This is a genomic window from Lebetimonas sp. JH292 (genome assembly GCF_000523275.1).
Lineage (GTDB): Bacteria > Campylobacterota > Campylobacteria > Campylobacterales > Nautiliaceae > Lebetimonas.
Genome location: NZ_ATHQ01000001.1, coordinates 1,268,682 through 1,292,607 on the forward strand (window position 1 = coordinate 1,268,682; position 23,926 = coordinate 1,292,607).

Consider the following 23,926-nt stretch of genomic DNA (forward strand, 5'->3'; position numbering starts at 1 on the left):
CATATTCTATTTTTTTATCGGAAATAATAAACTTTTTGCTTATATATGGGTGTTCTCATTATAAAAAACAAATTGTTGTCTTCCAACTTAACATAATATTCTAACTCTAAATATGGGATTTCGTTTTTTATAAGTTGCTCTAAATTTACATCTTCTTTTTTTCTAAGTATAAAAGAATACCTGAAATAATCATCAAAATATATATTTTCAGGTCTTTTAATTTCCATTTCATGAATTGTTTTTACTTTTTTATTATCATCTTTTTTTTCTTCATCTGTTAGATGATAAAACTCTTTATATCTTTTTATGGTATTTAAAAAATTAAATTTATTTTTCCTATCATCAAATTCAATTAATTCACCTTTATTATTAAAAGCAAAAATTGAATTTTCAAATACTCTTTTTATCTCTTTATTTCCATCAAAATCTATATCTTTAAATTCATCTTCTAAATTATCGCACTCTATTAAATACCTATAAGCATTATCCCTTAGATTTGGTAAATAAATTCCACCAAAAATCCCGTGCCAGTAAACATCGTTTGTCTGAAGCTTGTAATAACTCTCATTTTTATTTGCACAAAGCATCCTTTTATGCAGATAATTGCTCTCTTTATATTTATAAAAAAATCTCTTCCAGATACTCCCTTTTGCAAAACGACACTCTTTTTTTTCGTTTTTAAGCTCGATTATATCATCAGCATCTAATGCCCATTCACTCATTTCTTCATATGATAGGTTTTCAATAAAAGCATAGGCAATAGGTTTATTTTTTTTATAAAACTCGCTAAAATGCAAAGACTCATCAATTGTTTTTTCAATAAATTCTTTTAACCAGCCTTTTCTGTAAACGAGTTCATGTGTCCCAAGGCCAAAGACCAAATTTTTCAATATCATCAAACATTACAAGATTATTTTTAAGTAAATTAACTGCTTCATTCACCTCTTTAAAAGGCATTGCATAACGGAGTTCTTTTGAAATAGGAAAAAGTGCAAGTTTTTCAAACATACCTGTTAAATAATATCCATTTATTTCTTTATATCCGCTGGCTTTAAAGTGATAATCATCAACAATTGCATATTCAATACCGCATTTTTTAAGTTCACTCACTATTTCATCATCCCAAACCCTTTCAGTTAACCAAAGTCCTGAAGGAGTGGCATTAAAATTTTCTTTTAAAAATATATTCAATTTATGAATCTGATAAATTCTATCTTCACTTGGAATTGAAACTAAAATCGGCTCATAAAATCCGCCTGTAAAAAATTCAATATTGCATTTTTTTATATTTTCAAATACATCTGAATAATTATTTTTGATTTTTTCAAAAATCCAGCCGCTTGAATGAAAAGAAAATTTAAATTCGGGATATCTGCTAAGAAGCTCAAAAAAAGGGCCATAACATTCATTTACAGCTTTTTCTATAACATTATCAAAATTATCAACCGGCTGATGTAAATGTACCCCAAAAAGCATTATACAAACCAGTTTTTGTAAATTTCATTTATATCAAGTTTTATTATTTCACTTGGAAGAATCATTTCAAAATTTTTACTTTTTAAAATAAATTTTAAAAATTCTTTTTTTTCACCAACCGCTTCAATAATTTTTCCTTTTATATTTTTAAATCCTTCAAAAACATATTTGGTATCATCAATTCTCAGATAAAGATTATTTTCATCTATTCCATAATATATTTTAGGCAAATTTGAAGCCAAAGCGCCAAAATTTTCCTCAATCTCCCCGCTTCCAACCCATTCAAAAAAATCGGTTTTTCCATCTATTTTTGGAGTTAATAAAAACTTTTGGGGTTTAAAATACTGTTTTTTATTGAAATTTTTAATAAGCAGATATGCGGGAATCTCCCTGTTGTGTTTTTTAAAAATATCAATTAGATAATTTCTGAATATTTCATCATAAATTTCATTTTGAATAGATGTATGCCCTTTCCCATACCACCAGAACCAGTCGCTCCCTTCGGCATATAAATAATTCTCATCTTCAGGAATTTCTTTTTTTGATAAAAAAAGCATCTCCCAAGCCCTATTTTTCTCTTCATCCCCAACCCATGTATTAAAATCTCCATTTATCCAACTTCCGGGAATGATTTTATTAAGTTTCTTAACTCCATCTACCTCATCAAAAAATTTTGTATTAATACTTTCAAGCATTTGATAAAACTTATGCAAAAATTCATACGGTTTTTTGTAATATTCCCATGCATTTTCACCGTCTAAAATAATAGTTTTATTCCCACTTCTGCTTTCTATTTCTCTTTTGAAATGAGTAATGGCATCATCAACTTCAAAATATTTATAATTAAACCCTATCAAATCGCTTAAATATCTGTCTCTAAAAAAAAGTTTTATACCATTAAATTCATAAGGGGTATAAATATCATCAGCTACTTTTTTTAAAACGTCATCACCGCTGAAAGTTATTTCAACCCCCTCTTCCTTAAAAGCTTTTATAACCTCTTCACTTATAGACCCCTCAGCCGGCCAAAATGCTTTTGGAAAAAACCCAAAAAAATTTTTATAAACCTCTTTTGCTTTTTTAATATGCAAAATAGCGTCATCTTTGAGAGAAAAATATATTTTTGGCAAAACTATATCTGGATTTGCTTTTTTTGCATTTTCCATATCAAATAAAAGAGGCAAAATTGGATGTGAAAAAGGTGTTGTAGTAATTTGAATTTTCCCTTTCTCTTGCAAAGATTTATATAAAGGAATAATTTTTTTTACAAATTCTAAAAGATAAAAAATAAGTTCTTCTTTTTCTTCAAAAGTAAATTTCTCTTTATTTAGATAATTTTGAATAAATTTTCTGCTTTTAAGCTCTTCCCCACACCATGATAAAAGATAAAACACCTGCAAATCATTAAATTCGCTATCACTCAAATCTTTTTTATTAAAAAGCTCATAAAATCTTTTATAAGGTTTTACCATTGTATCAACATAAACACTTTTTATAATATTTAAAATAAAGTTTTTTTCATAATCTTGCAAATTTCTTTTAAGCAAAAGAGAAATAAAATAATCTTTACTTTCATTAATCTCATCTAACTGAACTAAAAGTGAAGGTGTAAGATTAAAAGTTACATTTACATTGTATTTGCCGGCAATATTAGCCATATCGTAATAATCTTTTATAGCATGCAAAAAAACCCAAGGAAGGTAAATTTTATTTTTATAATAATAAAAGGGCTGGTGCATATGCCAAAGAATGCTTATGCTATCCATTTATTTATCAGACCTTTATAATGTTCAAACATTTTTTCCCCTATTTCAGAATTTTCAGCCTGAATATAAATATTTATATGTTCGCTTGTTTCATCAGGAATCAAAAGGACCCAGTTATTATCTTCTTCATAAACTTTAATTCCTCCGTTTTTTTTATATTTTTTATTTTTGGCAACTTTTAAAAACTCTTTCATCACTTTGCCTTTTTTAAACTGAGGGCATTCTATTTTCTCTTTTTTATAATAGAAATTTGTTTCAATACCGGTAATCTCACCAAGTTTTAAGTCATGTCTTGTTAAAAGTTCCATTATTTTTAAAAGACTGAACATAGCATCCCTGTGAGGGGCAAATTCTGTAAATGCAAAATTTCCGTCAATTGTTGCTATCAAATTATATTCTTTTAATTTTTTATAATCAAAGTTTGAATATCTGCCCCTGTAAATCTCTAAATATTTAAAATTTTCATCCATATAATCAGGGGCCCACATAGGCAAAAACACTTTATATTTTTTATCCCCGGCTTTTGCATCAATATTGAGTAAATTAAGAACTGCAATTAATGCTTTTATTTTATCAAGCACTTCTCCTTTTTCAGTAATTAAGTTAAGTCTTTGGCCATGAGGGAAAATTATTGCACCCATATCAAATTTAAGTGAAGTAACAATTTTACTTATTTCTTTTTTTGCCCTGTCTTTATAATTATAAATATTTAAAAGTCTGTTTTCATCGGAATATGCATTTAAAATAATATTTTCTATTTTCATTTCATTCAATAATTTTGGAAACACTTCTTTTGTTATTCCAAACATTAAATCTATTACGATTTTAAACTCATTATCTTTGATTATCTGGTGATCAATTATTTCTTTTATTTTATTTTCATAATTATTGCAATATTCAAAAATATTTACATCAAAATCATGAATCATTCCTACATCACTGAATTCAACCCTTCTGAATTTTTCATTAAAATAATTTTTCTCCAATGCTTTTGATATACTGGAATTAATTCTAAGACCAAATTCATTATAAAGAATAATTTCTATATCACCAGGAGAGCTTAAAGCAAGTCTGAAATACGCACCTCCTGCTATTTCATCGTTAGCATTGACATTAAATCTGAGAACAGTCGGCGGAAGGGCTTTTAAATCAATCACATCGATTCCGGTTGAAAGAAGCCCTCCCACAAACGCTCTTTTCAGCATTCTCGCATTTCTTGTTTCATCTCTTCCCACCATTATTTTAGCGCCTTTTGGAAAAAGTGAGCCGAACGCTTCTCCGAGTCTGCAGGCCATATCACAGCTTATTTCCGTATTTACTTTTCCGCTTGCAATTCCGTTTTCAAAAATTGCATTTTTAAGTTTGGTCCCAAAAACCACATTGCTTGTTACAATAGAGGCGGGTTCTATTTCTTTATCAGGCCATATCGTCACATCTTTTTCAATTCTTGTTAATTTTCCAACCTTTACATTCTCAGCAATTACACATCCGTTTTTAGCAATAACATCGTTTTCAATAATTGTATTTTTACAAATTACACTGTAATCAAATACACAGTTTTCACCTATAGTTACATTTTCCCAAACAATTGAATCCCTGATTTTGGAATTCATCCCTATTTTGGTATTTTTACCGATTGAGCAGTTTTGAAGTTTTACTCCTTTTTCCAAAACAACCCCGTCGTCAAGCACCACTTCTCCTACAATTTCTACGCTTTTATCGATTTTAGCTTCACCCATTAAATGCAAAATTCCATCAAGATATCTTATTCTGCGCCCAGGATAATTATATTTGACTTTACCGTTAAAAATATCTATATGAACATCTCTGTATGAATCCGGATTCCCAACATCCCTCCAATAACCTTGCGCGGTATATCCATAGAGTTTTATTCCTTCATTCATGAGTTTTGGAAACAAATCTTTTGAAAAATCAAAAGGGGTGTTTTTAGGGATATAATCAAGTATTTCAGGTTCTATTATATAAATACCAGTATTGATTGTATCACTAAAAACTTCTCCCCAGCTCGGTTTTTCTAAAAACTGTTCAATCTCCCCATCTTCATTTACTATTACAATTCCAAACTGCAAAGGATTATTTACCGTAGTTAATGTAATGGTTAATTTTGAATTTTTTTCTTCATGAAAAGCAAATATTTTTTTCAAATCAAAATCCGTAACCAAATCCCCGCTTATAATTAAAAACGGTTTATTTAAAAATTCTTCAGCCTTTTTTACAGCCCCGGCCGTTCCATAATCACTGTCCGGCAAAACATAATTGATTTTTACGCCCCATCTACTCCCGTCACCAAAATAATTTTTTATAACTTCTGGTTTATAATAAAGCAAAATCACAACTTCTTTCATCCCAAAATCCACCAGTTTTTCTAAAATATGCTCCATCATGGGAATATTTGTTACCGGCAGCATAGGTTTTGGGGTTGAATGTGTTAGAGGTTGAATTCTTGTACCAAAACCCCCCGCCATAATAACCGCTGTATATTCTCTCATTCTTTCTCCTTATAATTCATAATTTCAATACAGAATTTTCAGAACCGAACGGTGAATTTATTTTCTCACAATTTTCGTCATTCAGCCATTTTCCGTCTGCCAAATATCCAAATTCATAAGTCTGATTAACAGGAAGCGATTTTCTTATATAAAAGCTTCCGTCTTTTTTTCTTTTCATAGGTTCTTTTTCCCACTTATTCCAGCTTCCCATTATATAAACCTCATTTGCTTCATTATTAAAATAAAAACTGACCCATGCTTTATTTTTTCTTTTTTTTATCTGTATCATTTTCCCTCCTTAAATTTGTTGAGATTGGCAAATAAAATTTGTTTAAATAATCTTTCATCATACGTCTTGCGGAAAATTTGGGTGTAATTGATTTTATTGCCTCTTTTTGAATCTGAATCCATTTTTTTGAATATACGTTGTCGTCTCTGTCATAATATAGTTCGGCGATTTTTTCCAGATTTTCATAAATACTTTCGGCATCTTTTACATCATCGCTTGACTCACCCCCTATAACAAACCCGTTTTTGCCGTTGTATCCCTCAGGCCACCATCCGTCAAGTGTAGATAAATGAACTGTTGCATTAATCCCGGCTTTCATTCCGCTTGTACCGCTTGCCTCAAGCGGCAAAAGGGGATTATTAAGCCAGATATCACTGCCTCTTAGTAAATATTTTGCAATTTCTTCATTATAATCTTCAATAAAAGCAATTCTCCCCTTGCTTCTCGGGTCTTCACAAACTTTAAAAATTCTTTGAATTATCTGTTTTCCTGGGGTGTCGGCAGGATGCGCCTTTCCGGCAAAAATAATTTGAATCGGCTTTTTAGGATTATGAATAATGGAATAAAGCCTTTCAATATCTTTCAATATCAAATCAGCTCTTTTATAGCTTGTCATTCTTCTTGCAAAAGTAATGGTTAAAATATCACTGTCAAGCAATGCCCCCTCGGCAATAACAACTAACGGATCAGCTCCGTTTTCCCACTTACTTCTGGCTTTTTCATTAATAAATTCAATCATCTCTATTTTATATTTTTGATGCATTTTCCAAAGTTTTTTATCATCTATTTCATCAACCATATCAAAACAGTTTATATCATCCTGTATTTCAAGCCAGCTTCCTATTATCTCATCATAATGTTTATACAAATCATAGTTTATCCATGTGGGAATATGTATTCCGTTTGTTACATAATCTATTTTTTTGTTTTTTTTAGTTAAAAAATTTTTCCAGATATTTTCTGTTACATTTTTATGTTTTTTTGATACCGCATTAATATTGTTACTTAAACTCATGGCAAGTATCGTCATATTAAATCCGTGAGGATTGTCCGGATTTATTCCAAAAGAGAAAAATTCATTTAAATCCATATTGAGTGTTTTTACATAATCTTTAAAATAACTGCCCACATTTTCAAAAGAATATATATCTGTTGCAGCAGCAAGAGGCGTATGAGTCGTAAAAACAGAAGTCTGTTTTACTTTTTGCAAGGCTTCTTCTTTACTAAATCCCTGATTTATAAAATACCTGATTCTCTCAAACAGCGCAAATGCGGGATGGCCCTCATTTAGATGTAGAATTGAATATTTAATACCCAGTGCTTCAAGAACGGCATAACCGCCTATTCCTAAAACAATTTGCTGACGTAGCCTCTGATTCATATCGGGGGTATAAAGATGAGAGCTTATTCCCCTGTCCCACGGTGAATTTTGCTCTATATCGGTATCCAAAAGATAAAGTTCAACTTTTCCTACATTTACTTTCCATACAGCCGTATAAATCGGAGGGTCTATAAAAGGGACCTGGATTATTAGCTGTTTCCCGTCTTTATCCATAACCCTTTCAATTGGCGCTTCATCTTTATTGATATTTTGATTTTCACTGTTTTGCCATCCGTCGCTTCCTATTACCTGTTTCAAATAACCGTTTGAATACATAAATCCTACACCTACAAAAGGCAGATTCATATCGCTTGCCTCTTTTAAAATATCGCCGGCCAAAAAACCGAGGCCTCCGCTGTAAATAGGAATAGAATGATGCAGACCAAACTCTGCACAAAAATATGCCACCGGAAGGGTGTTTTCATCAGTATAAATTTTGGAAGTATTCAAATAGTCTTTAAAAAGCGCCGAAACAAGATTATATTCTTTCATAAATTCATGATTGTTTAAAAGTGCTTTAAAATCGTTATCATCAAGCCTCTTGAGAAGGGAAATGGGGTTATGACTAAGCTCTTCCCACAAATAAGGGTCAATTTGTCTGAATAATTCCCTTGCCCTCGGATTCCAGCTCCACCAAAGATTAAGGGCTATTTTTTTAAGATTTATAAGTTCCTCAGGAAAATTTTCAAGTAATATGTTTTTTGTTTTCATTTTTTTCCTTTTGGAAATTATAACTCAGTTTTGCTTAATTTTTGCTTAAAATTTACTCAAAGTTTATAATAAGTGATATAATTTTTCTAAAATATATGATTAAAGGGGTGTTCAATGAATTACAGTTTATTTTTTGATTACGACAATAAAAAATTGGAGCAAAAAGCGTATGATAATATTTTAAAAGAATTTGAAAACAGAGAAACAGGATATTACCGACTGCCTGAAACTTCTAAAAAATTTCTTAATATTAATTTTGATGTTGATTTTGATGAAGTTGTTGTAATAGGTATTGGAGGAAGCTCTCTTGGAGCAAAAGCTATATATAGTATATTTAAAGACAAACTAAAAAAAATGATTTTTCTTGAAAATCCGGACCCTGTGGATATTGAAGATAAAATAAAAGAGATTAAAAAACCGCTGTTTTTTGTAATATCAAAATCTGGCAAAACAATTGAAACAATTTCAATATTTAAAGAAACAATAAAAAAATTAGATTTAAAAAAAAACGCCTAAAAACCTAAAAATAATACACCGACGAAAATTCACCACTTGACAAATTCGCAAAGAAATGGAATCTGGAAACATTTCATATTCCTCATAATGTTGGCGGGAGGTTTTCCGTATTAAGCGCAGTGGGGACTGTTCCGCTTAAAGCCGCCGGGCTTAATGTAAAAAATCTGCTTGAAGGTGCAAAAGAATTCAGGAAAAAATTTTTTCAAAAAAAAGAATGGCATTTAAACAAAAAAGCCGCCTTTTATGCCCAAAATTATCAAAAATATCCCATAAATGTAATGTTTGCCTATTCCAATATGCTCTCTTCATTTAAAGATTGGTTTGTTCAGCTGTTTGGCGAATCTTTGGGAAAAGACGGCAAAGAGATAATGCCGGTAGGTCACATAGGAAGTATAGACCAACACTCATTCTTACAGCTTTTGATGGAAGGTATGGGCAAAAAAACACTTACATTTGTAAAAATAGAAAATTTTCAAAGCAAATTAACAATTCCTGATATTAATCTGCCTTATTTAGAAGCAACAGATTTTGTAAACGCCCATACATTTAACGAACTGATAAACAAAGAATGCGACTCCACGCTTGAAGCACTGCTTAGTAAAAATTATCCGATAGATTTAATAACAATTTCACAAATAAATGAAAAAAACACGGGAAATTTAATAATGTATTATGAAATTTTAACAAGCGCCATAGGAAGCCTGCTTGGAATAAATACATACAATCAGCCGGGAGTGGAACTTGGAAAACAAATTCTCAGAAATAAATTTTAAAGATTTAGGATTACTAAAATATAATAAGTTTTTATTATTACAGGAAAAGTTAACTTCTTTAAAAGAAAATTTTTTGCTTTTTGCAACACATTATCCTGTATATACTGTTGGAGAAAAAGAAGCAAAACTTTTTCCTTTTGCCACCCCCGTTAAAAGAGGCGGCAGCGTTACATATTTTGACGAAGGGACTTTAATGCTATATTTCATTTTTAATGTAAACAACCCCCCTTTGTTTTTCAAAGAAATAAGAACAGTTTTAAACAAATTTTTCAATAAATTTGACAAACCCGTTTTTTATGACAAAAAAAAGCCAGGATATTACATTCAAAACAGGAAAATAGCGTCCCTCGGGTTTCATTATGAAAAATGCCGCTCAAATCATGGAGTTTCTATTCATATAAACCCAGATTTAGGAAATTTTAATAAAATAAATCCCTGTAATTTAAAAGGAATAAAAGCCACATCCTTTAAAAATGAAGGAATTGACATTTCAATTGAAGAAGTAAAAAAAGATTTAAAAAAAATAATAAAAGAAGTTTTCGATGAAGCCTAAAGTAACAGCCCCAAGCAAAGAGGTAATTTCAACTACCAAAAACATTATCGATAAATACGGCGTTAATACCGTCTGCTACTCTTCAAAATGCCCGAATATAAGCGAATGCTTCGCAAGAGGCACTGCCACTTTTATGATTTTGGGAAATGTATGCACCAGAAACTGCAGATTTTGCGGTGTTAATAAGGGAAAACCTCAAAAAATCAATGAAGCTGAGCCTGAAAAAGTAGCAAATGCCATAAAAGAAATGAAACTTAAATATGTCGTAATAACATCGGTTGACAGGGATGATTTAGAAAATTTTGGAAGTATTCACTGGCACAGGACAATTGAAAAAATAAAAGAAATTAATCCTGAAACAAAAATAGAAGCCCTAACGCCTGATTTTAGAGGTGATATAGAGGCTTTATCTTTATTAGCTACTTCAAGTGCAGATAAATTAGCTCATAATATAGAAACAGCAAAAAGACTCCATAAAAAACTAAAACCTAAATCATCTTATGAATTATCTCTAAAAATTCTTGAATTCTATTCAAAATACAAAATAACGAAATCTTCTTTAATAGTAGGATTTGGTGAGGATTTTGAAGAAATTGAAAAAACATTAATAGATTTACAAAATGCAGGAGTTTCTCAAATTACAATAGGCCAGTATCTTCGTCCCTCACCTCATCATTATCCTGTGAAAAAATATTATTCTCATGAAGAATTTAAAATTCTTGAAAATTTGGCTTACTCAATGGGATTTGAAGCGGTTGCAAGTGGTGAATTAGTTAGAAGCAGTTACTATGCAGATAAGTTATAAGAGAAAAAAATGAATATAGCAATTTTATGCAGCGGCGGAGATTCCAGCGGTATGAACAATGCCATTAAAAAATTTGTTGAATATTCTTATGAATTAGGCTTTACACCATATTTTGTTTATAAGGGTCTTGAAGGACTGATTGACGGAGATATAAAAAAAGCTGAATATAAAGATGTAAGCGGAATTATATATAGAGGCGGAACAGTTATAAAATCCGCCCGCTCAATTAGATGGTATGATAAAAATTACAGAAAAAAAGCCTTTGAAAATATTAAAAAGCATAATATAGACGCACTTGTAATTTTGGGGGGTGATGGAAGTTTCAGGGCTTTAAATATTTTTTATAACGAATTTAAAGTTCCGTTTATGGGAATACCTGCCACAATTGACAACGACATACCTTTAAATGAATACTCCATCGGGGTGGATACTGCTTTAAATATAATAAGAAACGCCGTCGATGATATAAGGGATACGGCAAGTTCATTCAGCAGGGCTTTTGTAATAGAAACAATGGGAAGGGAGTGCGGATATTTAGCACTGACCAGCGCTGTGGCAAACGGAGCTGAAATGTGCTTGATTCCAGAAGAGGAATATAATCTCGAAAATCTTAAAAAAAGATATTTAAAAGAAATAAAAAACGGAAGAGATTATTTTATAGCGATTATTGCAGAAGGACTTAAAATAAGTGAAAAAATAAAAGAGTGGTTTGAAAAAGAAATAGGTTTTGAAAGTCGTCTAACTGTTTTAGGACATATTCAAAGAGGTGGAAGTCCTACTGTAATTGAAAGACTAAGAGCCTCTGAATTTGTAGTAACCGCACTTGATAATATAAAAAACAACCCAAATAAAATTGTTACATATTTTGATGACAAATTTATTTTAAGAGATTTAGAAGAAATTGAAAGCTCAACATATTCACTTGATAAAAAACTTCTAAAAATAGCATATCCATTGATGGGGAAGGAATAAAAAATGAAAACAAATATACCTAAACTTATTTCAAATTATTTTTATCTAAAACCAGATCCACAAGATAAAAATGAAAGAGTCTCATTTGGTACAAGCGGTCACAGGGGAAATGCAAATAATAAGACATTCAATGAAGAGCATATTTTTGCAATTGCTCAGGCAATTGCCGATTATAAAAAAGAAAAATCTATTACAGGAGCGGTATTTATAGGGAAAGACACCCACGCACTTTCTACTCCGGCTGAAATGAGCGCTATAAGGGTACTTTGCGCAAATGACATAGAAGTTGTAATAAATAACGATTACACCCCTACTCCTGTAATTTCACACACAATAATTGAACACAACAAAAAAAATAAAAACTCTGACGGAATAGTTATAACGCCTTCGCATAACCCCCCGGAAGACGGAGGATTTAAATATAATGCCATAAACGGAGGTGCAAGCGAAACAAATATAACAAAAACAATAGAAAAAAAAGCAAATTTTTATTTGGAAAACAAAAATTATAAAACAATAGATTATGAAATTGCACTCAAAAAAATAAAAACAGACGATTTTATAACGCCTTATGTTGAAAATTTAAACAAAATAGTTAATATGGACTTAATTAAAAATTCAAAATTAAAAATAGCCGCAGACCCTCTTGGAGGAAGCGCAATTCCCGTATATAAAAAAATTAATGAAATCTGGGGGGTTGATTTTGATATAAAAGATGGTGAAGTTGATTTTACATTTTCATTTATGCCTCCTGATAAAGACGGAAAAATAAGAATGGACTGCTCAAGCCCGTATGCTATGAAAAATCTTTTAAAACTTAAAGACAATTATGATTTAGCCTTTGGAAACGATACCGATTCAGACAGACATGGAATTGTAACTCCTAAAGGAGGACTTATTAATCCAAACCATTATTTAACAGTTGCAATGTGGTATCTTTTTAAACATAGAAACTGGCCAAAACATTTGAAAGTAGGAAAAACAGTTGTAACTTCTTCTATGATTGATAGAGTTGCAGATTCTCTTGGCGTGGAAGTTTATGAAACACCTGTGGGATTTAAATATTTTGCAGAAGGTTTATACGAAGGACAGCTCGGATTTGCCGGAGAAGAGAGTGCTGGGGCCAGCTTTTTAAGATACGATGCAAGCCCCTGGAGCAGTGATAAAGACGGTATAATAATGAATCTCCTTGCAATAGAAATTATGGCAAAAGCCAAAAAAGACATAGCAGATATTTATGCTAAATTTGAAAAAGAATTTGGTAAAAGCTATTACAAAAGAGTGGACGCCCCGGCTACAAAAGAACAAAAAGAAAATTTAAAATCAATTACACATTTAAATATAAAAACACTCGCCGGAGAAAAAATAGAAAAAATCTATACAAAAGCACCAGGTAATAACGAACCTATAGGAGGCATGAAAATTGTTACGAAAAATTCATGGGTGGCGTTTAGACCGAGCGGGACGGAGGATATTTATAAGATTTATGCCGAAAGTTTTATATCAGAGGAACATCTTGAAGCAGTTATAAAAGAGATTCAAGAAGAATTGCAAAAAATATTTGAGGAATTAAAATGAATCTAATACAAAAATATAACATCCCTACCCCTAAAGAAAAAAGAGTAAAAATAAATGAAACTTTAAGCTTTGATACATTTCCTTGTGTTTTAAAAATAGATTTACCTATTCATAAAAGTGATATTGGAGGGGTAATTACAGATATTCAAAATAATGATGAATTAAAAAAAGCAAAAGAAATAATTTTAAATAATCTTAAAAAACACGATATCTCTTTTGATGAAAATAGTGAGTTTTTAATTCAAGAAGAAGTTAAAGGAATTGAACTTATTATCGGCGGGAAATTTGACGGAATTTTTGGAGAGGTTTTAATTTTTGGAAGCGGAGGTACATTAGTAGAAATCGAAAAAGACATAACTTATATTGACACAAATGCGGATGAAAATGAAATAACAAAGGCAATTAAAAAAACAAAAATTTCAAAAATATTTCCTGAGTTCAGGGGCAAAAAATATAATTTAGGCGCTGTAATAGATGTAATTAAAAAACTTCAGATTATGTTTAACAATGAAAATATAACAGAATTTGACATAAATCCTTTAATCGTAAATGAAAAAGGTGCAATTGCAGTTGATGTAAGAATAAAAGAAGGTAAAATAAAGTAAAAAAACTTTTTATTCTAAAAAACACTCAATCTTTAAAAATGAAAATATAGCAATATTTGGGGCAACCGACAAAGAGGAGAAAGTCGGATACGCAATAGCCAAAAATGCACTAAATTCAAAAGCAAACATCTATTTTGTAAACCCTCATTTAAACACCCTTTTTGACAAAAGAGTTTATAAATCAATTGACGAACTACCTCCTATTGATACTTCTGTAATTGCAATTCCTACCAAGTTTGTATTAGACACAGTTGAAAAAATGGCATGTAAAGGCTGTAAAAATTTTATAATTATTTCTGCCGGCTTTAAAGAAATTGGAAATATTGAAGCTGAAAAAAAATTAAAAGAACTGGCAATAAAATATGATTTAAACATTGTAGGACCTAACTGTCTCGGAATTTACAACGCTGATAAAGAACTTAATTTAACCTTTGCAAAAAGCTCAATTTATAAAGGGGATATAGGGCTTATTTCCCAGTCAGGTGCGGTTTTAACTGCAATTATGGATAAAGCTGCCCAAAATAAAATAGGATTTTCCCATATTATTTCAATGGGAAATATGGCTGATTTTAATTTTGCAAATGCAATCAATGAACTAAACAATCAAGAAAATTGCAAAACAATTTCAATTTATGCCGAAGGTATACAATACGGAAAAGAATTTTTAAAAGCTATTCGTAATTCTAAAAAAGAGATTTTAATTTTTAAAGCAGGAAAAAGCAAAGCCGCCAAAAAAGCTGCATTTTCCCATACAGGAAATTTAGCAGGAGATTTTGAAATGTTTAAAATTTTAAGTGAAAATGCAGGAGCTGTATTTAAAAACTCTATTGAGAGTTTAATTTATTCGCCGGAATATAAGGCAAAAGAAGTAATTATCGTTACAAACGCAGGAGGTCCTGGAACAATTCTTACCGATTTGGTAAGTCAATACGCTAAAATTAAAGAACTCGATAAAAAAACAATTGAGAAATTAAATAAAGTGCTTCCTCCTACCTGGTCTCACAACAACCCTATCGATGTAATAGGAGATGCGACAGATGAAAGGTACAAAGCAGCCCTTGAAACAGTAAAAAATTTGGGCGATATTATTTTTGTAATTATAACCCCTCAATATATGACGGATGCTTTATCTATTGTAAAAATTTTAAACAATGACAAATATATTCCTATACTGCTTGGAAAAGAAAGTTTTCTTGATGCAATAAATTATCTTGAAAATCAAAACAGACTCTATTTTACTTCGCTTGAAGAGGCGGCAAAAATATTATAATTAAGTTCATTTTAAGTTTGAAGAGTTAAAATATAGATATAAAACTTTTAAGGAGGGAAAATGAAGGAAAAATTACAGGAAATCGGAAAATTATTAGAAGAGCTTAAAAAAAACAAACCCGAAGAGATTCAGTCTTTTTTAAATTTTATGCAGAGGGCTGAAAAAGATTCTGCAATTAGCGCTAAAAACAAAGAACTTATAAATATATCTTTGGCTGTTGCGGCTCAGTGTCAATGGTGCATAGCATTTCATACAAAAAACGCTCTAAATCTTGGAGCAACAAAAGATGAAATTTTAGATGCGGGATTTCAGGCCGTTTTAATGCACGGAGGTCCAGCTCTAATGTATATGATACCTCTACTTGAGGCAATTGAGGAGTTTGGAAATGAAAGTTAGTGAAATAAAAACATTTTATTATCTGATGAAACTGGGACGCCGTTTTGAAGAAGCTGCAAAACAGGAGTATATGAAAGGGAATATTGCTGGGTTTTTACATCTTGATATAGGTCAGGAGGCTGTGAGTGTCGGAACTATGCAGGCATTTGACAAAGGTGATGTTTTTACCCATTATCGTGAGCATGTGCTTGCAGTTGCAAGGGGGATGGAGCCTAAACTCATAATGGCCGAACTTTTCGGTAAAAAAACAGGAATTTCAAAAGGAAAAGGCGGAAGTATGCACCTTTTCGAGCCAAAACTCAGTTTTTACGGAGGAGATGCAATTGTAGGAGGCCAGTTTCCTATGGCTGTAGGCTGCGCATATGCCAGGAAAATTCAGGGTGAAAATGCAGGGGTTTTTGCAATAGGCGGAGACGGAGCCACAAACGGAGGCGCTTTTTTTGAAAGTATCAATTTAGCCGCCGCATGGAAACTTCCGATTATATTTTTTATAGAAAATAATTTCTACGCAATAGGCACAAGAATCGGATGGGTCAGCCCTTTTGAAGAGCTTTACAAAAAGGCAAAAAATTATATGCCGGCCGTTAGAATTGACGGAATGGATGTATGTGAGGTTTATAATGAGGTTTTAAAGGCAAAAGAATATATAGAAAACGGCCTCGGACCTTATTTTATAGAAGCCCAAACATACAGATACGAAGGGCATTCTATGAGCGATGCCGGAAAATACAGAAGTGAAGAAGAAATAGATATTTTTAAAAGAAGAGACCCTATTGAAAATCTAAAAAACAGAGCCATAAAAGAAGGAATTGTTGAAAAAGAATATTTTAATCAAACGGATAAAAAAGTAGAAAAAGAAATTGAAGAGGCCGTCGAATTTGCAGCTAATTCCCCGGAACCTGAAATAGATGAATTATATAAAGATGTATATTGCAAGGAGTGTGAAAATGTTGTATCGTGAGGCATTAAACAGAGCCATTGACGAATCAATGGCGGAAGATGAAAGTATAGTTATTCTCGGTGAAGATGTAGGAAGATACGGGGGAAGTTACAGGGTAAGCGAAGGACTTTTCAGCAAATACGGAAAAAAAAGGGTAATCGATACTCCTATAGCGGAACTCAGTATTGTGGGAAATGCGGTCGGTATGGCCATAGGAGGACTTAGGCCGATAGCCGAAATAATGACAGAAAATTTTTCGCTTCTTGCATTTGACCAAATTATAAATCATGCAAGTAAACTCAGATATATGAGCGGGGGAAAAATCACCCTGCCGCTTACTATTAGAATGGCTGGGGGTGTATCTCGTCAGCTTGCCGCCCAGCACAGTGAAAATTATGAAACAATGCTCAGCTCAGTTCCCGGACTTTATGTTTTGTGTGCAAGCAATGCAACATATGCATACCATGCGTTAAAATGGGCTATTTTCAGCAACGACCCCGTAATTTTTCTTGAACATGAACTGCTTTATCCGGTTGATATGGAGTTTAAAGAAATTGAAAACTTCAATCCTTTTAAAGCAGAAGTTGTAAAAAAGGGAAAAGATTTAACAATACTTACTTATTTTAAAATGAGATATGATGTAATCGAAGCTGTAAAAGAGCTTGAAAAAGCAGGAATTGACGCTGAAATTATTGATTTAAATTCTCTTAGACCCCTAGATATTGAAACAATAGCCGAGTCTATTAAAAAAACAAAAAAATGTGTAATTGTAGAAGAAGACCATAAAACAGGCGGAATGGGAGCTGAAATAGCCGCCGAGATTATAGAAGAGTGTTTTTACAATTTAGACGCACCACTTCTTAGAATTGCTGGAGAAGAAGTTCCTATTCCTTATAACAGAAAACTTGAACTCGCTTCAATTCCTACACCCGATAAAATAACTCAAAAAATCCTTAAATGGAAGGCCCAAAATGGAATATAAAGTTACAATGCCTATTTTATCCGACACAATGGATAAAGGTAAAATTGTTAAATGGTATGTTAGTGTTGGGGATATTGTAAAAAAAGGCGACAAATTAGTTGAAGTGGAATCCGACAAAGCCACCATGGATATAGAAAACTACGAAAACGGTGTTGTTAAAAAAATTTTAGCTAATGTTGGGGATGAAGTTCCGGTAAAAAGCGTTATTGCAATAATTGAGAAGAGTGGGCAAGAACCAAGTAGCCAAGTTTCAAGTTCCAAGAAGCCAAGTAGCCAAGTTTTAAGTTCCAAGAAGCCAAGTAGTGAAGAAATAGATATTGATAAATTAATTAACGAACTGACTTCTTCTTCAGAACAATCAATTTCCGGCAATGCATCACCTGTGGCAAAGAAAAAAGCAAAAGAGTATAACATTGATATAGAAAAACTTCAAAATGAAAATGCCCTTCCAAAACCCGCCCACGAAAAAGATATTAACGAATTTTTGCTAAACAGATATTTTACAAAAAAAGCAGCTAAATTAATAAATGAATACAATTTAGACATAAATGAATTCAAATTAAACCATAAAATAAGAGAAACTGAAGTATTAAATTATATAAAAACAAATAATATCGCAAAAACAATAAAACTTAACGCAAATCAGTTGGCTGTTATTAAAAATGTTGAAAATTCACTTACAAAACCTATATTCTTTATATTTGAAGAAATAGAAATTGAAAAAAAAGAAGGCATTAAATTGACGGCCATTTTAATTAAAGCTTTAGCAAATGCTATGCAAAAAAATCCGCTTACAAGAAGTGTTTTAAAAGACAATAGCTTACTTACCTACCCTGCTTCAAACATATCTGTTGCAGTTAGTAGAAATGATGGACTTTATATGGCTGTAATTAAAAAAGCAGAAGAAAAAACTTTAAATGAAATAAATGAATGGTTAAAAGAAATTAAGACAAAAAGACTTACTATTGAAGATTTAACAAACTCTACTTTTGGACTTAGCAATCTTGGAATGTTTAATATAAAAAGATTTAGCGCTTTAATAAATGATAAAGATAGCGGTATAATGGCTGTTGGAAGTTTAATTGACGGAAAAATAAAAGTTACTTTTACATTTGATCATAGAATTATAAACGGCGTGGAAGCGGCTAAATTTGTAAATGATTTTAAAAATGAAATTAAAGGGATAAAATGAGAGATGTAATATGTTTGGGCGGCGGACTTAATTATGCAGCCGCCGTTGTTTTGGCAAAAGCAGGGCTTAAAGTCACGTTAATAGAAAAAGATTTAAATTTTTTAGGAGGAAATTGTCTGCATGCAGGATGTATTCCTTCAAAAAATATGCTTCATAGGGCTAAAACAGTTTTAGAATCAAGTGAAGATGTTTTTATTGAAAAGGCAAAAGTTAATGTAGAAAAATTACTTAACAAAACATTTGATAGGATTAAAAAAAATACTGAGGCTATTAAAATGCAGTTAAAAGCCGCAGGCGTAGAAGTTTTAGAAGCAAAAGGATATGTAACCGATGAAGGTATAGAAGTAAATGGAGAAATTTTAAAAGCAAAATATATAATAATTGGGACTGGTTCTCACCCAAGAGTACCTGATGGAATAGAAGTTGATAACAAAAAAATAATCACTTCAAAAGAAGTGTTTTCTTTAACTCAATTGCCAAAACATATCGCAATATACGGAAGTGGCCCAATTGGGCTTGAATTTGCAGGATATTTTGCAGCACTTGGTGTAAAAGTTGATTTAATTTATAGACATGAAAATATTTCTAAAAAAATAGCTCCTGAAATTGTTGAAAAACTACAAGAGCAGTTGAAGTTAATAGGCATAAATTTAGTTCCTAACACATCTATAACCAAAGCTGTTGCAAATAAAAAAGTAGAAATTCAAACGAATAACGGCAAAAAAGAAGCTGATTTGCTTTTAGTTGCAACCGGCAGAATTCCAAATACATGGATGATAAAAACTCCTAATTTAAAAATTTCAAAAGGAATTGATACAAATGAATATTTTCAAACTACTCTGCCAAATGTTTTCGCAATTGGAGATGTGAATGCAAAACTTATGCTAGCCCACGCAGCAAGGGCCGAGGCGCTGAATGTAGCAAACCGGATTTTGGGCAAAAAAGAAAAACTAAGCCTTGATAATATTCCAAAATTTATCTATACAATTCCTTTAAATTACGCAGCTGCCGGGAAAATGGAAGGTAAAAAAACTGTTTTTCCACTAAATCGTCTTGGAATAAGCGGAGCTGTATTAAACAGTGAAAACGGACTGGTAATTTTATATACCGATGAAGAAAATTTTATAAACGGGGCTGAAATATTAGCGCCTAATGCAGAAGAGATTATAGGAATAATAAGTGCTGCCCTTGCAGGAGAGATGGATAAAGACACACTGCTTAAAGCAGTATTTCCTCATCCAACTTTCTCAGAATCAATTGACAGAGTTTTAAGGAGGGTTAAATAATGGCCATACCAGTTAATGAAGTTAAAAATTTAAGTGTTGATGAAGTAGCAAAAAAATTTGAAACGGATTTGCAAAAAGGACTTAGCGAAGAAGAAGCTAAAAAAAGACTAAAACAATATGGATAGAATGAAATCCCCGAATATAAAGAGCCACTGTGGCACAGAATTTTCAGGAGATTCTGGGGACCAATTCCTTGGATGATTGAAATTGCGGCTATTCTTAGTGCGCTTGTTCACAGATGGGAAGATTTTACTATTATTATGATAATGCTTTTTGTAAATGCGGGGCTTGATTTTTATCAGGAGCACAAAGCCTTAAACGCAATAGAAGTATTAAAGAAAAAATTAGCAAGAAAAGCACTGGTTCTCAGAGATGGCAATTGGCAGGAAATTTTAGCCAAAGAACTGGTCCCCGGAGATATTATAAAAATAAAAATAGGTGACATTATCCCGGCCGATGTAAAATTAACAGGCGGAGGTGATTATATTTCGGTTGACCAATCTGCCCTAACAGGTGAGAGTCTGCCCGTAAATAAAAAACCGGCAGATGTGGCTTATTCCAATTCTATTATAAAACAGGGTGAAATGATAGCAATTGTAGTTGGAACCGCTCTTAACACATATTTTGGGAAAACAGTAAAACTGGTGGAAAAAGCCCAGGAAAAACAAAGAAGCCATTTTCAAAAGATGGTAATAAAAGTTGGAAACTTTTTGATAATTATTACTGTATTTTTAGTAGGTATTATTATCTTTGCCGGCATTAAAAGGGGTGACCCTATTTTTGATTTGCTTGAATTTTCACTGGTTTTGACAGTTGCGGCAATTCCGGTAGCCCTTCCTACAGTTTTAACGGTTGTAATGGCAGTGGGGGCTTTGAACCTTGCCAGAAAACAGGCAATTGTTTCAAGACTTGCGGCTATTGAAGAAATGGCGGGAATGGATGTATTGTGTTCTGATAAGACGGGAACACTTACACAAAACAAAATGAGCGTAGGAAATATTTACACAGAAGACGGGCATACGCAAGAAGAAGTGATTACTTACGCAGTATTGGCAAGTAAAAAAGAAAACAACGACCCGATTGAAAAACCTATTTTTGAATGGGCAGACAAAAACAATTTAAAAATTCCAGAATTTACATTAGAAAAATTTATTCCATTTGACCCTGTAAGAAAAAGAACAGAAAGCTATTTAAAATTAGATAATAAAGAAATGATAGTTACAAAAGGTGCCCCTCAGGTTATTATTGAAATGTGCAATTTAACCGACGATGAGAAGAAAAAAGCTTACGCTAAAGTTGAAGGATTCGCTGAAGATGGATTTAGAACGCTTGGTGTGGCCTATAAAACAAAAGAGGAAAACAGCTTTAATTTTGTAGGTCTAATTCCTCTGTTTGACCCGCCTAGAGTTGACAGTAAAGAGGCAATTGAAGAAGCAAAAGCAAAAGGCGTTGAAGTTAAAATGGTAACGGGTGATAATGTTGCCGTAGCAAAATATATAGCAAGAATTTTGGGAATTGGAGAAAATATATATTCTATAAGAGACCTTAAAAACGAAAAAAACGACGAATATATAATACTTTCCGAAGTAATTTCAAAAGCACTCTTGAAAGCTATGAATCTAAGTGATGAGGAAGTTAATGAAAAAGTAAAAGAAATAGTAAAACTTGTAAAAGAAGAGATAGAAAAATCAAGAAAGCTTGTTAAAGGCTCTGTTAAAAGACATGAAAGTGAAATTATAAAAATTATTGAAGAAGCAAACGGTTTTGCAGAAGTATTTCCTGAAGATAAATATTTTATAGTGGATGAGCTTCAAAAAGCAGACCATATCGTAGGTATGACGGGAGACGGTGTAAATGACGCACCGGCCCTGCGTAAAGCCGATACAGGTATTGCGGTAAGCGGTGCAACAGATGCGGCAAGAGCGGCTGCTGATATTATTCTTATGGCTCCTGGACTTAAAGTTATTGTAGACGCAATTAAGGAAGCCAGAATTACATTTGAAAGAATGAAAAGTTATACTGTTTTTAGAATTGCCGAAACACTAAGGGTAATATTCTTTATGACACTGGCTATTGTTCTATTTAATATTTATCCTGTTACAGCTTTAATGCTTATTATTTTAGCCCTTTTGAATGATATTCCAATTTTGGCAATTGCATATGATAATACAAAAGTTCGTGAAAAACCGGTACGTTGGGATATGCATGAGATACTGATTCTTTCCAGCTGGCTTGGAATTGCAGGAGTGCTTAGCAGCTTTTTATTTTTTTATCTTTTAATGGCTTATTTACAATATCATCCAGACACTCCATTTTTTATGCCTATGGTGCCTGAGTGGGTAAATATACACGATCCTAAAAGTTATCTCGGATTTGTTCAGGCTGCATTTTTTGCAAAACTTGTAATTGCTGGACACGGAACAATTTACAATACGCGTATTGACGACTGGTTTTATAAAAAACCGTATCCTAGCGCAATACTTTTTGGTGCAACAATTTCAACAAGAATAATTGGAACAATTATTTCAATTTATGGATTTGGACTTATGACACCTATCGGATGGGCATGGGGGCTTTTTGTATGGATTTATGCAATAGTTTGGTTTATTTTTAACGATGCAGTTAAAATGGCTGTAATTAAATATTACAGAAAAATGAAAGGTGAAGAAATTTTATGATTCCAATAGATTTATTATATTTTTTAATAATTCTGTCTTTTTCTTTTCTTACAGGACTTGAGCTTAAAACATATAAATTATCAAAACAGGTTCAAAAGCCCCATTTCGGCTCTGCCAGAACTTCCACTTTTATAGGAATTTTAGGCTTTGCTTTTTATAAAATTAATATAAATCTTTATATTTTAGGATATTTTTCTTTAACTCTCCTTTATGCGATTCATTATTATTTTAAAAACCAAAATTTAAGAACTTCAATTCTTTCTTTTTTGGTAATTTCACTTGTTTACTCTTTTTCAGGACTTTTATTTACTACCAAAAATATATGGTCTATAGCTATAATTTTTGTTTCAATTGTATTTATTTTAAATTATAAATCACACACCAAAAATATTTTTTCGCAAATAAATCAAAATGAAATAGAAACTTTTGGAAAATTCATTCTTTTAAGTGCGGTTATTTTACCTGTTTTACCAAAAAATCCTTTACCGTTTATTGGTATTTCAGCTTTTAAAATATGGCTTGTAGTTGTAATAATTTCTGCAATTTCATATTTCAGTTATATCGCACAGAAATTTCTTTTTAAAAACAAATCCTTTTTAATTACAGGTATTTTCGGAGGTCTTTATTCTTCCACCGCCACAACGGTGGTTCTTTCTAAAAAAGCTTTTAGTATTAATGCAAAAGACAATGTGCTGAGTATTATAAATTCATCCATTATTTTAGCAACTTCTATGATGTATTTAAGACTTTTAGTAATTGCTTTTATCTTTAATCAAAATATTTTTTATAAACTTTTAATGCCTTTTTTAATTTTTTCTTTAACTGGAATTATTATTTCTTTTTTTCTTTATAAATCAAATCTAAATATTGAAGCTCCTATTGATGATAGAAACCCTTTAGAACTTGGTACAGCTTTTGTGTTTGCAATTCTTTTTGTTTTTATGATTTTAATTACAAAGTTTGTAACAATCCATTATGGTAATTTGGGGCTAAAAATTCTTTCATTTATTGTGGGATTTACGGATATAGACCCGTTTATTTTATCGTTAATCACAGGCAAAATCTCCATTAATATAAATGAAATTGCAAGCGCAGTTATAATAGCGGCAGGAAGCAATAATATTTTAAAAGCTTTGTATTCATATATTTTTAGCAAAAAAATCACTTTTTTAGCAAGCATTTTTTTAATTATTTTAGGAATTATTACTATAATTTACGGTATTATAATTTAATTTAAGCAATACTTA

Annotated in this window: 20 protein-coding genes and 1 pseudogene; 15 read left to right on the forward strand and 6 right to left on the reverse strand. The window is 31.7% G+C overall.

The features are described from left to right. Positions 1–14 precede the first annotated feature (14 nt). Genes DZ64_RS13790 through glgP form a run of 6 tightly spaced genes read right to left on the reverse strand, consistent with a single transcriptional unit; the run spans position 15 to position 8,133 of the window. Positions 15–890 (reverse strand): alpha-amylase/4-alpha-glucanotransferase domain-containing protein, encoded by an 876-nt coding sequence (locus DZ64_RS13790; protein ID WP_162147539.1) that lies wholly within the window; start codon positions 888–890, stop codon positions 15–17. Continuing rightward, the gene (locus DZ64_RS11535) at positions 856–1,476 is read right to left on the reverse strand and encodes a hypothetical protein (RefSeq protein WP_051430018.1); all 621 of its coding nucleotides are present in this window, start codon (positions 1,474–1,476) and stop codon (positions 856–858) included. Before DZ64_RS11535 ends, DZ64_RS13790 begins: the two co-directional genes overlap by 35 nt. Next, on the reverse strand, positions 1,476–3,242 hold the full coding sequence (locus DZ64_RS0107940) for a glycoside hydrolase family 57 protein (RefSeq protein ID WP_024790132.1): 1,767 nt from the start codon (positions 3,240–3,242) through the stop codon (positions 1,476–1,478). Before DZ64_RS0107940 ends, DZ64_RS11535 begins: the two co-directional genes overlap by 1 nt. Further along, the gene (locus DZ64_RS0107945; protein WP_024790133.1) at positions 3,230–5,752 is read right to left on the reverse strand and encodes a sugar phosphate nucleotidyltransferase; all 2,523 of its coding nucleotides are present in this window, start codon (positions 5,750–5,752) and stop codon (positions 3,230–3,232) included. Before DZ64_RS0107945 ends, DZ64_RS0107940 begins: the two co-directional genes overlap by 13 nt. A gap of 16 nt (positions 5,753–5,768) precedes the next feature. After that, positions 5,769–6,041, reverse strand: a complete 273-nt coding sequence (locus DZ64_RS0107950; RefSeq protein ID WP_024788013.1) for an isoamylase early set domain-containing protein — start codon at positions 6,039–6,041, stop codon at positions 5,769–5,771. Then, positions 6,013–8,133: an alpha-glucan family phosphorylase gene (gene glgP / locus DZ64_RS0107955; protein ID WP_024790134.1), complete on the reverse strand. Its 2,121-nt coding sequence runs from the start codon at positions 8,131–8,133 to the stop codon at positions 6,013–6,015. Before glgP ends, DZ64_RS0107950 begins: the two co-directional genes overlap by 29 nt. 114 nt (positions 8,134–8,247) lie before the next feature. Between glgP and DZ64_RS13795 the strand changes: the two genes are divergently transcribed. The 15 genes and pseudogenes from DZ64_RS13795 to DZ64_RS0108030 all read left to right on the forward strand — a co-directional run bounded on the left by DZ64_RS13795 (position 8,248) and on the right by DZ64_RS0108030 (position 23,911). Next, complete coding sequence (locus DZ64_RS13795; protein WP_201768484.1) at positions 8,248–8,649, forward strand: hypothetical protein; 402 nt, start codon at positions 8,248–8,250, stop codon at positions 8,647–8,649. Positions 8,650–8,768: 119 nt separating this feature from the next. Next, positions 8,769–9,422, forward strand: coding sequence for a hypothetical protein (locus DZ64_RS13800; protein WP_255327523.1), 654 nt, complete (start codon positions 8,769–8,771; stop codon positions 9,420–9,422). A 73-nt stretch (positions 9,423–9,495) separates the two neighbouring features. Continuing rightward, positions 9,496–9,975, forward strand: a complete 480-nt coding sequence (locus DZ64_RS0107965; protein ID WP_156922635.1) for a lipoyl(octanoyl) transferase — start codon at positions 9,496–9,498, stop codon at positions 9,973–9,975. Then, complete coding sequence (gene lipA, locus DZ64_RS0107970) at positions 9,965–10,780, forward strand: lipoyl synthase (protein WP_024790136.1); 816 nt, start codon at positions 9,965–9,967, stop codon at positions 10,778–10,780. The genes DZ64_RS0107965 and lipA overlap by 11 nt, the downstream gene beginning before the upstream one ends. A gap of 9 nt (positions 10,781–10,789) precedes the next feature. Beyond that, a complete protein-coding gene (locus DZ64_RS0107975; protein ID WP_024790137.1) occupies positions 10,790–11,752 on the forward strand; it encodes a 6-phosphofructokinase in 963 nt (320 codons plus the stop codon). A gap of 3 nt (positions 11,753–11,755) precedes the next feature. Then, positions 11,756–13,330: an alpha-D-glucose phosphate-specific phosphoglucomutase gene (locus DZ64_RS0107980; RefSeq protein WP_024790138.1), complete on the forward strand. Its 1,575-nt coding sequence runs from the start codon at positions 11,756–11,758 to the stop codon at positions 13,328–13,330. Beyond that, positions 13,327–13,935, forward strand: a complete 609-nt coding sequence (locus DZ64_RS13485) for an acetate--CoA ligase family protein (RefSeq protein ID WP_024790139.1) — start codon at positions 13,327–13,329, stop codon at positions 13,933–13,935. The genes DZ64_RS0107980 and DZ64_RS13485 overlap by 4 nt, the downstream gene beginning before the upstream one ends. A gap of 94 nt (positions 13,936–14,029) precedes the next feature. Then, positions 14,030–15,205, forward strand: coding sequence for a CoA-binding protein (locus DZ64_RS13490; protein ID WP_236618743.1), 1,176 nt, complete (start codon positions 14,030–14,032; stop codon positions 15,203–15,205). Between the two features lie 60 nt (positions 15,206–15,265). Continuing rightward, on the forward strand, positions 15,266–15,601 hold the full coding sequence (locus DZ64_RS0108000) for a carboxymuconolactone decarboxylase family protein (protein ID WP_024788020.1): 336 nt from the start codon (positions 15,266–15,268) through the stop codon (positions 15,599–15,601). Continuing rightward, on the forward strand, positions 15,591–16,562 hold the full coding sequence (gene pdhA / locus DZ64_RS0108005; protein WP_024788021.1) for a pyruvate dehydrogenase (acetyl-transferring) E1 component subunit alpha: 972 nt from the start codon (positions 15,591–15,593) through the stop codon (positions 16,560–16,562). The genes DZ64_RS0108000 and pdhA overlap by 11 nt, the downstream gene beginning before the upstream one ends. After that, positions 16,549–17,523, forward strand: a complete 975-nt coding sequence (locus DZ64_RS0108010) for an alpha-ketoacid dehydrogenase subunit beta (protein WP_024788022.1) — start codon at positions 16,549–16,551, stop codon at positions 17,521–17,523. Before pdhA ends, DZ64_RS0108010 begins: the two co-directional genes overlap by 14 nt. Next, positions 17,513–18,715, forward strand: a complete 1,203-nt coding sequence (locus DZ64_RS0108015; protein ID WP_024790141.1) for a 2-oxo acid dehydrogenase subunit E2 — start codon at positions 17,513–17,515, stop codon at positions 18,713–18,715. The genes DZ64_RS0108010 and DZ64_RS0108015 overlap by 11 nt, the downstream gene beginning before the upstream one ends. After that, positions 18,712–20,001 carry an NAD(P)/FAD-dependent oxidoreductase gene (locus tag DZ64_RS0108020; RefSeq protein ID WP_024790142.1) on the forward strand — a complete coding sequence of 430 codons (1,290 nt, stop codon included), beginning with the start codon at positions 18,712–18,714 and terminating at the stop codon, positions 19,999–20,001. Before DZ64_RS0108015 ends, DZ64_RS0108020 begins: the two co-directional genes overlap by 4 nt. Then, positions 20,001–22,679, forward strand: a pseudogene (locus DZ64_RS10975) (plasma-membrane proton-efflux P-type ATPase). The gene DZ64_RS0108020 and the pseudogene DZ64_RS10975 overlap by 1 nt, the downstream one beginning before the upstream one ends. Further along, positions 22,676–23,911: a DUF4010 domain-containing protein gene (locus DZ64_RS0108030; protein ID WP_173391331.1), complete on the forward strand. Its 1,236-nt coding sequence runs from the start codon at positions 22,676–22,678 to the stop codon at positions 23,909–23,911. The pseudogene DZ64_RS10975 and the gene DZ64_RS0108030 overlap by 4 nt, the downstream one beginning before the upstream one ends. The last annotated feature ends 15 nt before the right edge of the window (positions 23,912–23,926 follow it).

What these genes read in the sequence shown, in the direction of transcription:
- DZ64_RS11535 (WP_051430018.1), bottom strand. Translation starts at nt 1,476, where the DNA reads ATGCTTTTTGGGGTACATTTACATCAGCCGGTTGATAATTTTGATAAT.
- DZ64_RS0107940 (WP_024790132.1), bottom strand. Translation starts at nt 3,242, where the DNA reads ATGGATAGCATAAGCATTCTTTGGCATATGCACCAGCCCTTTTATTAT.
- DZ64_RS0107945 (WP_024790133.1), bottom strand. Translation starts at nt 5,752, where the DNA reads ATGAGAGAATATACAGCGGTTATTATGGCGGGGGGTTTTGGTACAAGA.
- DZ64_RS0107950 (WP_024788013.1), bottom strand. Translation starts at nt 6,041, where the DNA reads ATGATACAGATAAAAAAAAGAAAAAATAAAGCATGGGTCAGTTTTTAT.
- glgP (WP_024790134.1), bottom strand. Translation starts at nt 8,133, where the DNA reads ATGAAAACAAAAAACATATTACTTGAAAATTTTCCTGAGGAACTTATA.
- DZ64_RS13795 (WP_201768484.1), top strand. Translation starts at nt 8,248, where the DNA reads ATGAATTACAGTTTATTTTTTGATTACGACAATAAAAAATTGGAGCAA.
- lipA (WP_024790136.1), top strand. Translation starts at nt 9,965, where the DNA reads ATGAAGCCTAAAGTAACAGCCCCAAGCAAAGAGGTAATTTCAACTACC.
- DZ64_RS0107975 (WP_024790137.1), top strand. Translation starts at nt 10,790, where the DNA reads ATGAATATAGCAATTTTATGCAGCGGCGGAGATTCCAGCGGTATGAAC.
- DZ64_RS0107980 (WP_024790138.1), top strand. Translation starts at nt 11,756, where the DNA reads ATGAAAACAAATATACCTAAACTTATTTCAAATTATTTTTATCTAAAA.
- DZ64_RS13485 (WP_024790139.1), top strand. Translation starts at nt 13,327, where the DNA reads ATGAATCTAATACAAAAATATAACATCCCTACCCCTAAAGAAAAAAGA.
- DZ64_RS0108000 (WP_024788020.1), top strand. Translation starts at nt 15,266, where the DNA reads ATGAAGGAAAAATTACAGGAAATCGGAAAATTATTAGAAGAGCTTAAA.
- pdhA (WP_024788021.1), top strand. Translation starts at nt 15,591, where the DNA reads ATGAAAGTTAGTGAAATAAAAACATTTTATTATCTGATGAAACTGGGA.
- DZ64_RS0108010 (WP_024788022.1), top strand. Translation starts at nt 16,549, where the DNA reads ATGTTGTATCGTGAGGCATTAAACAGAGCCATTGACGAATCAATGGCG.
- DZ64_RS0108015 (WP_024790141.1), top strand. Translation starts at nt 17,513, where the DNA reads ATGGAATATAAAGTTACAATGCCTATTTTATCCGACACAATGGATAAA.
- DZ64_RS0108020 (WP_024790142.1), top strand. Translation starts at nt 18,712, where the DNA reads ATGAGAGATGTAATATGTTTGGGCGGCGGACTTAATTATGCAGCCGCC.
- DZ64_RS0108030 (WP_173391331.1), top strand. Translation starts at nt 22,676, where the DNA reads ATGATTCCAATAGATTTATTATATTTTTTAATAATTCTGTCTTTTTCT.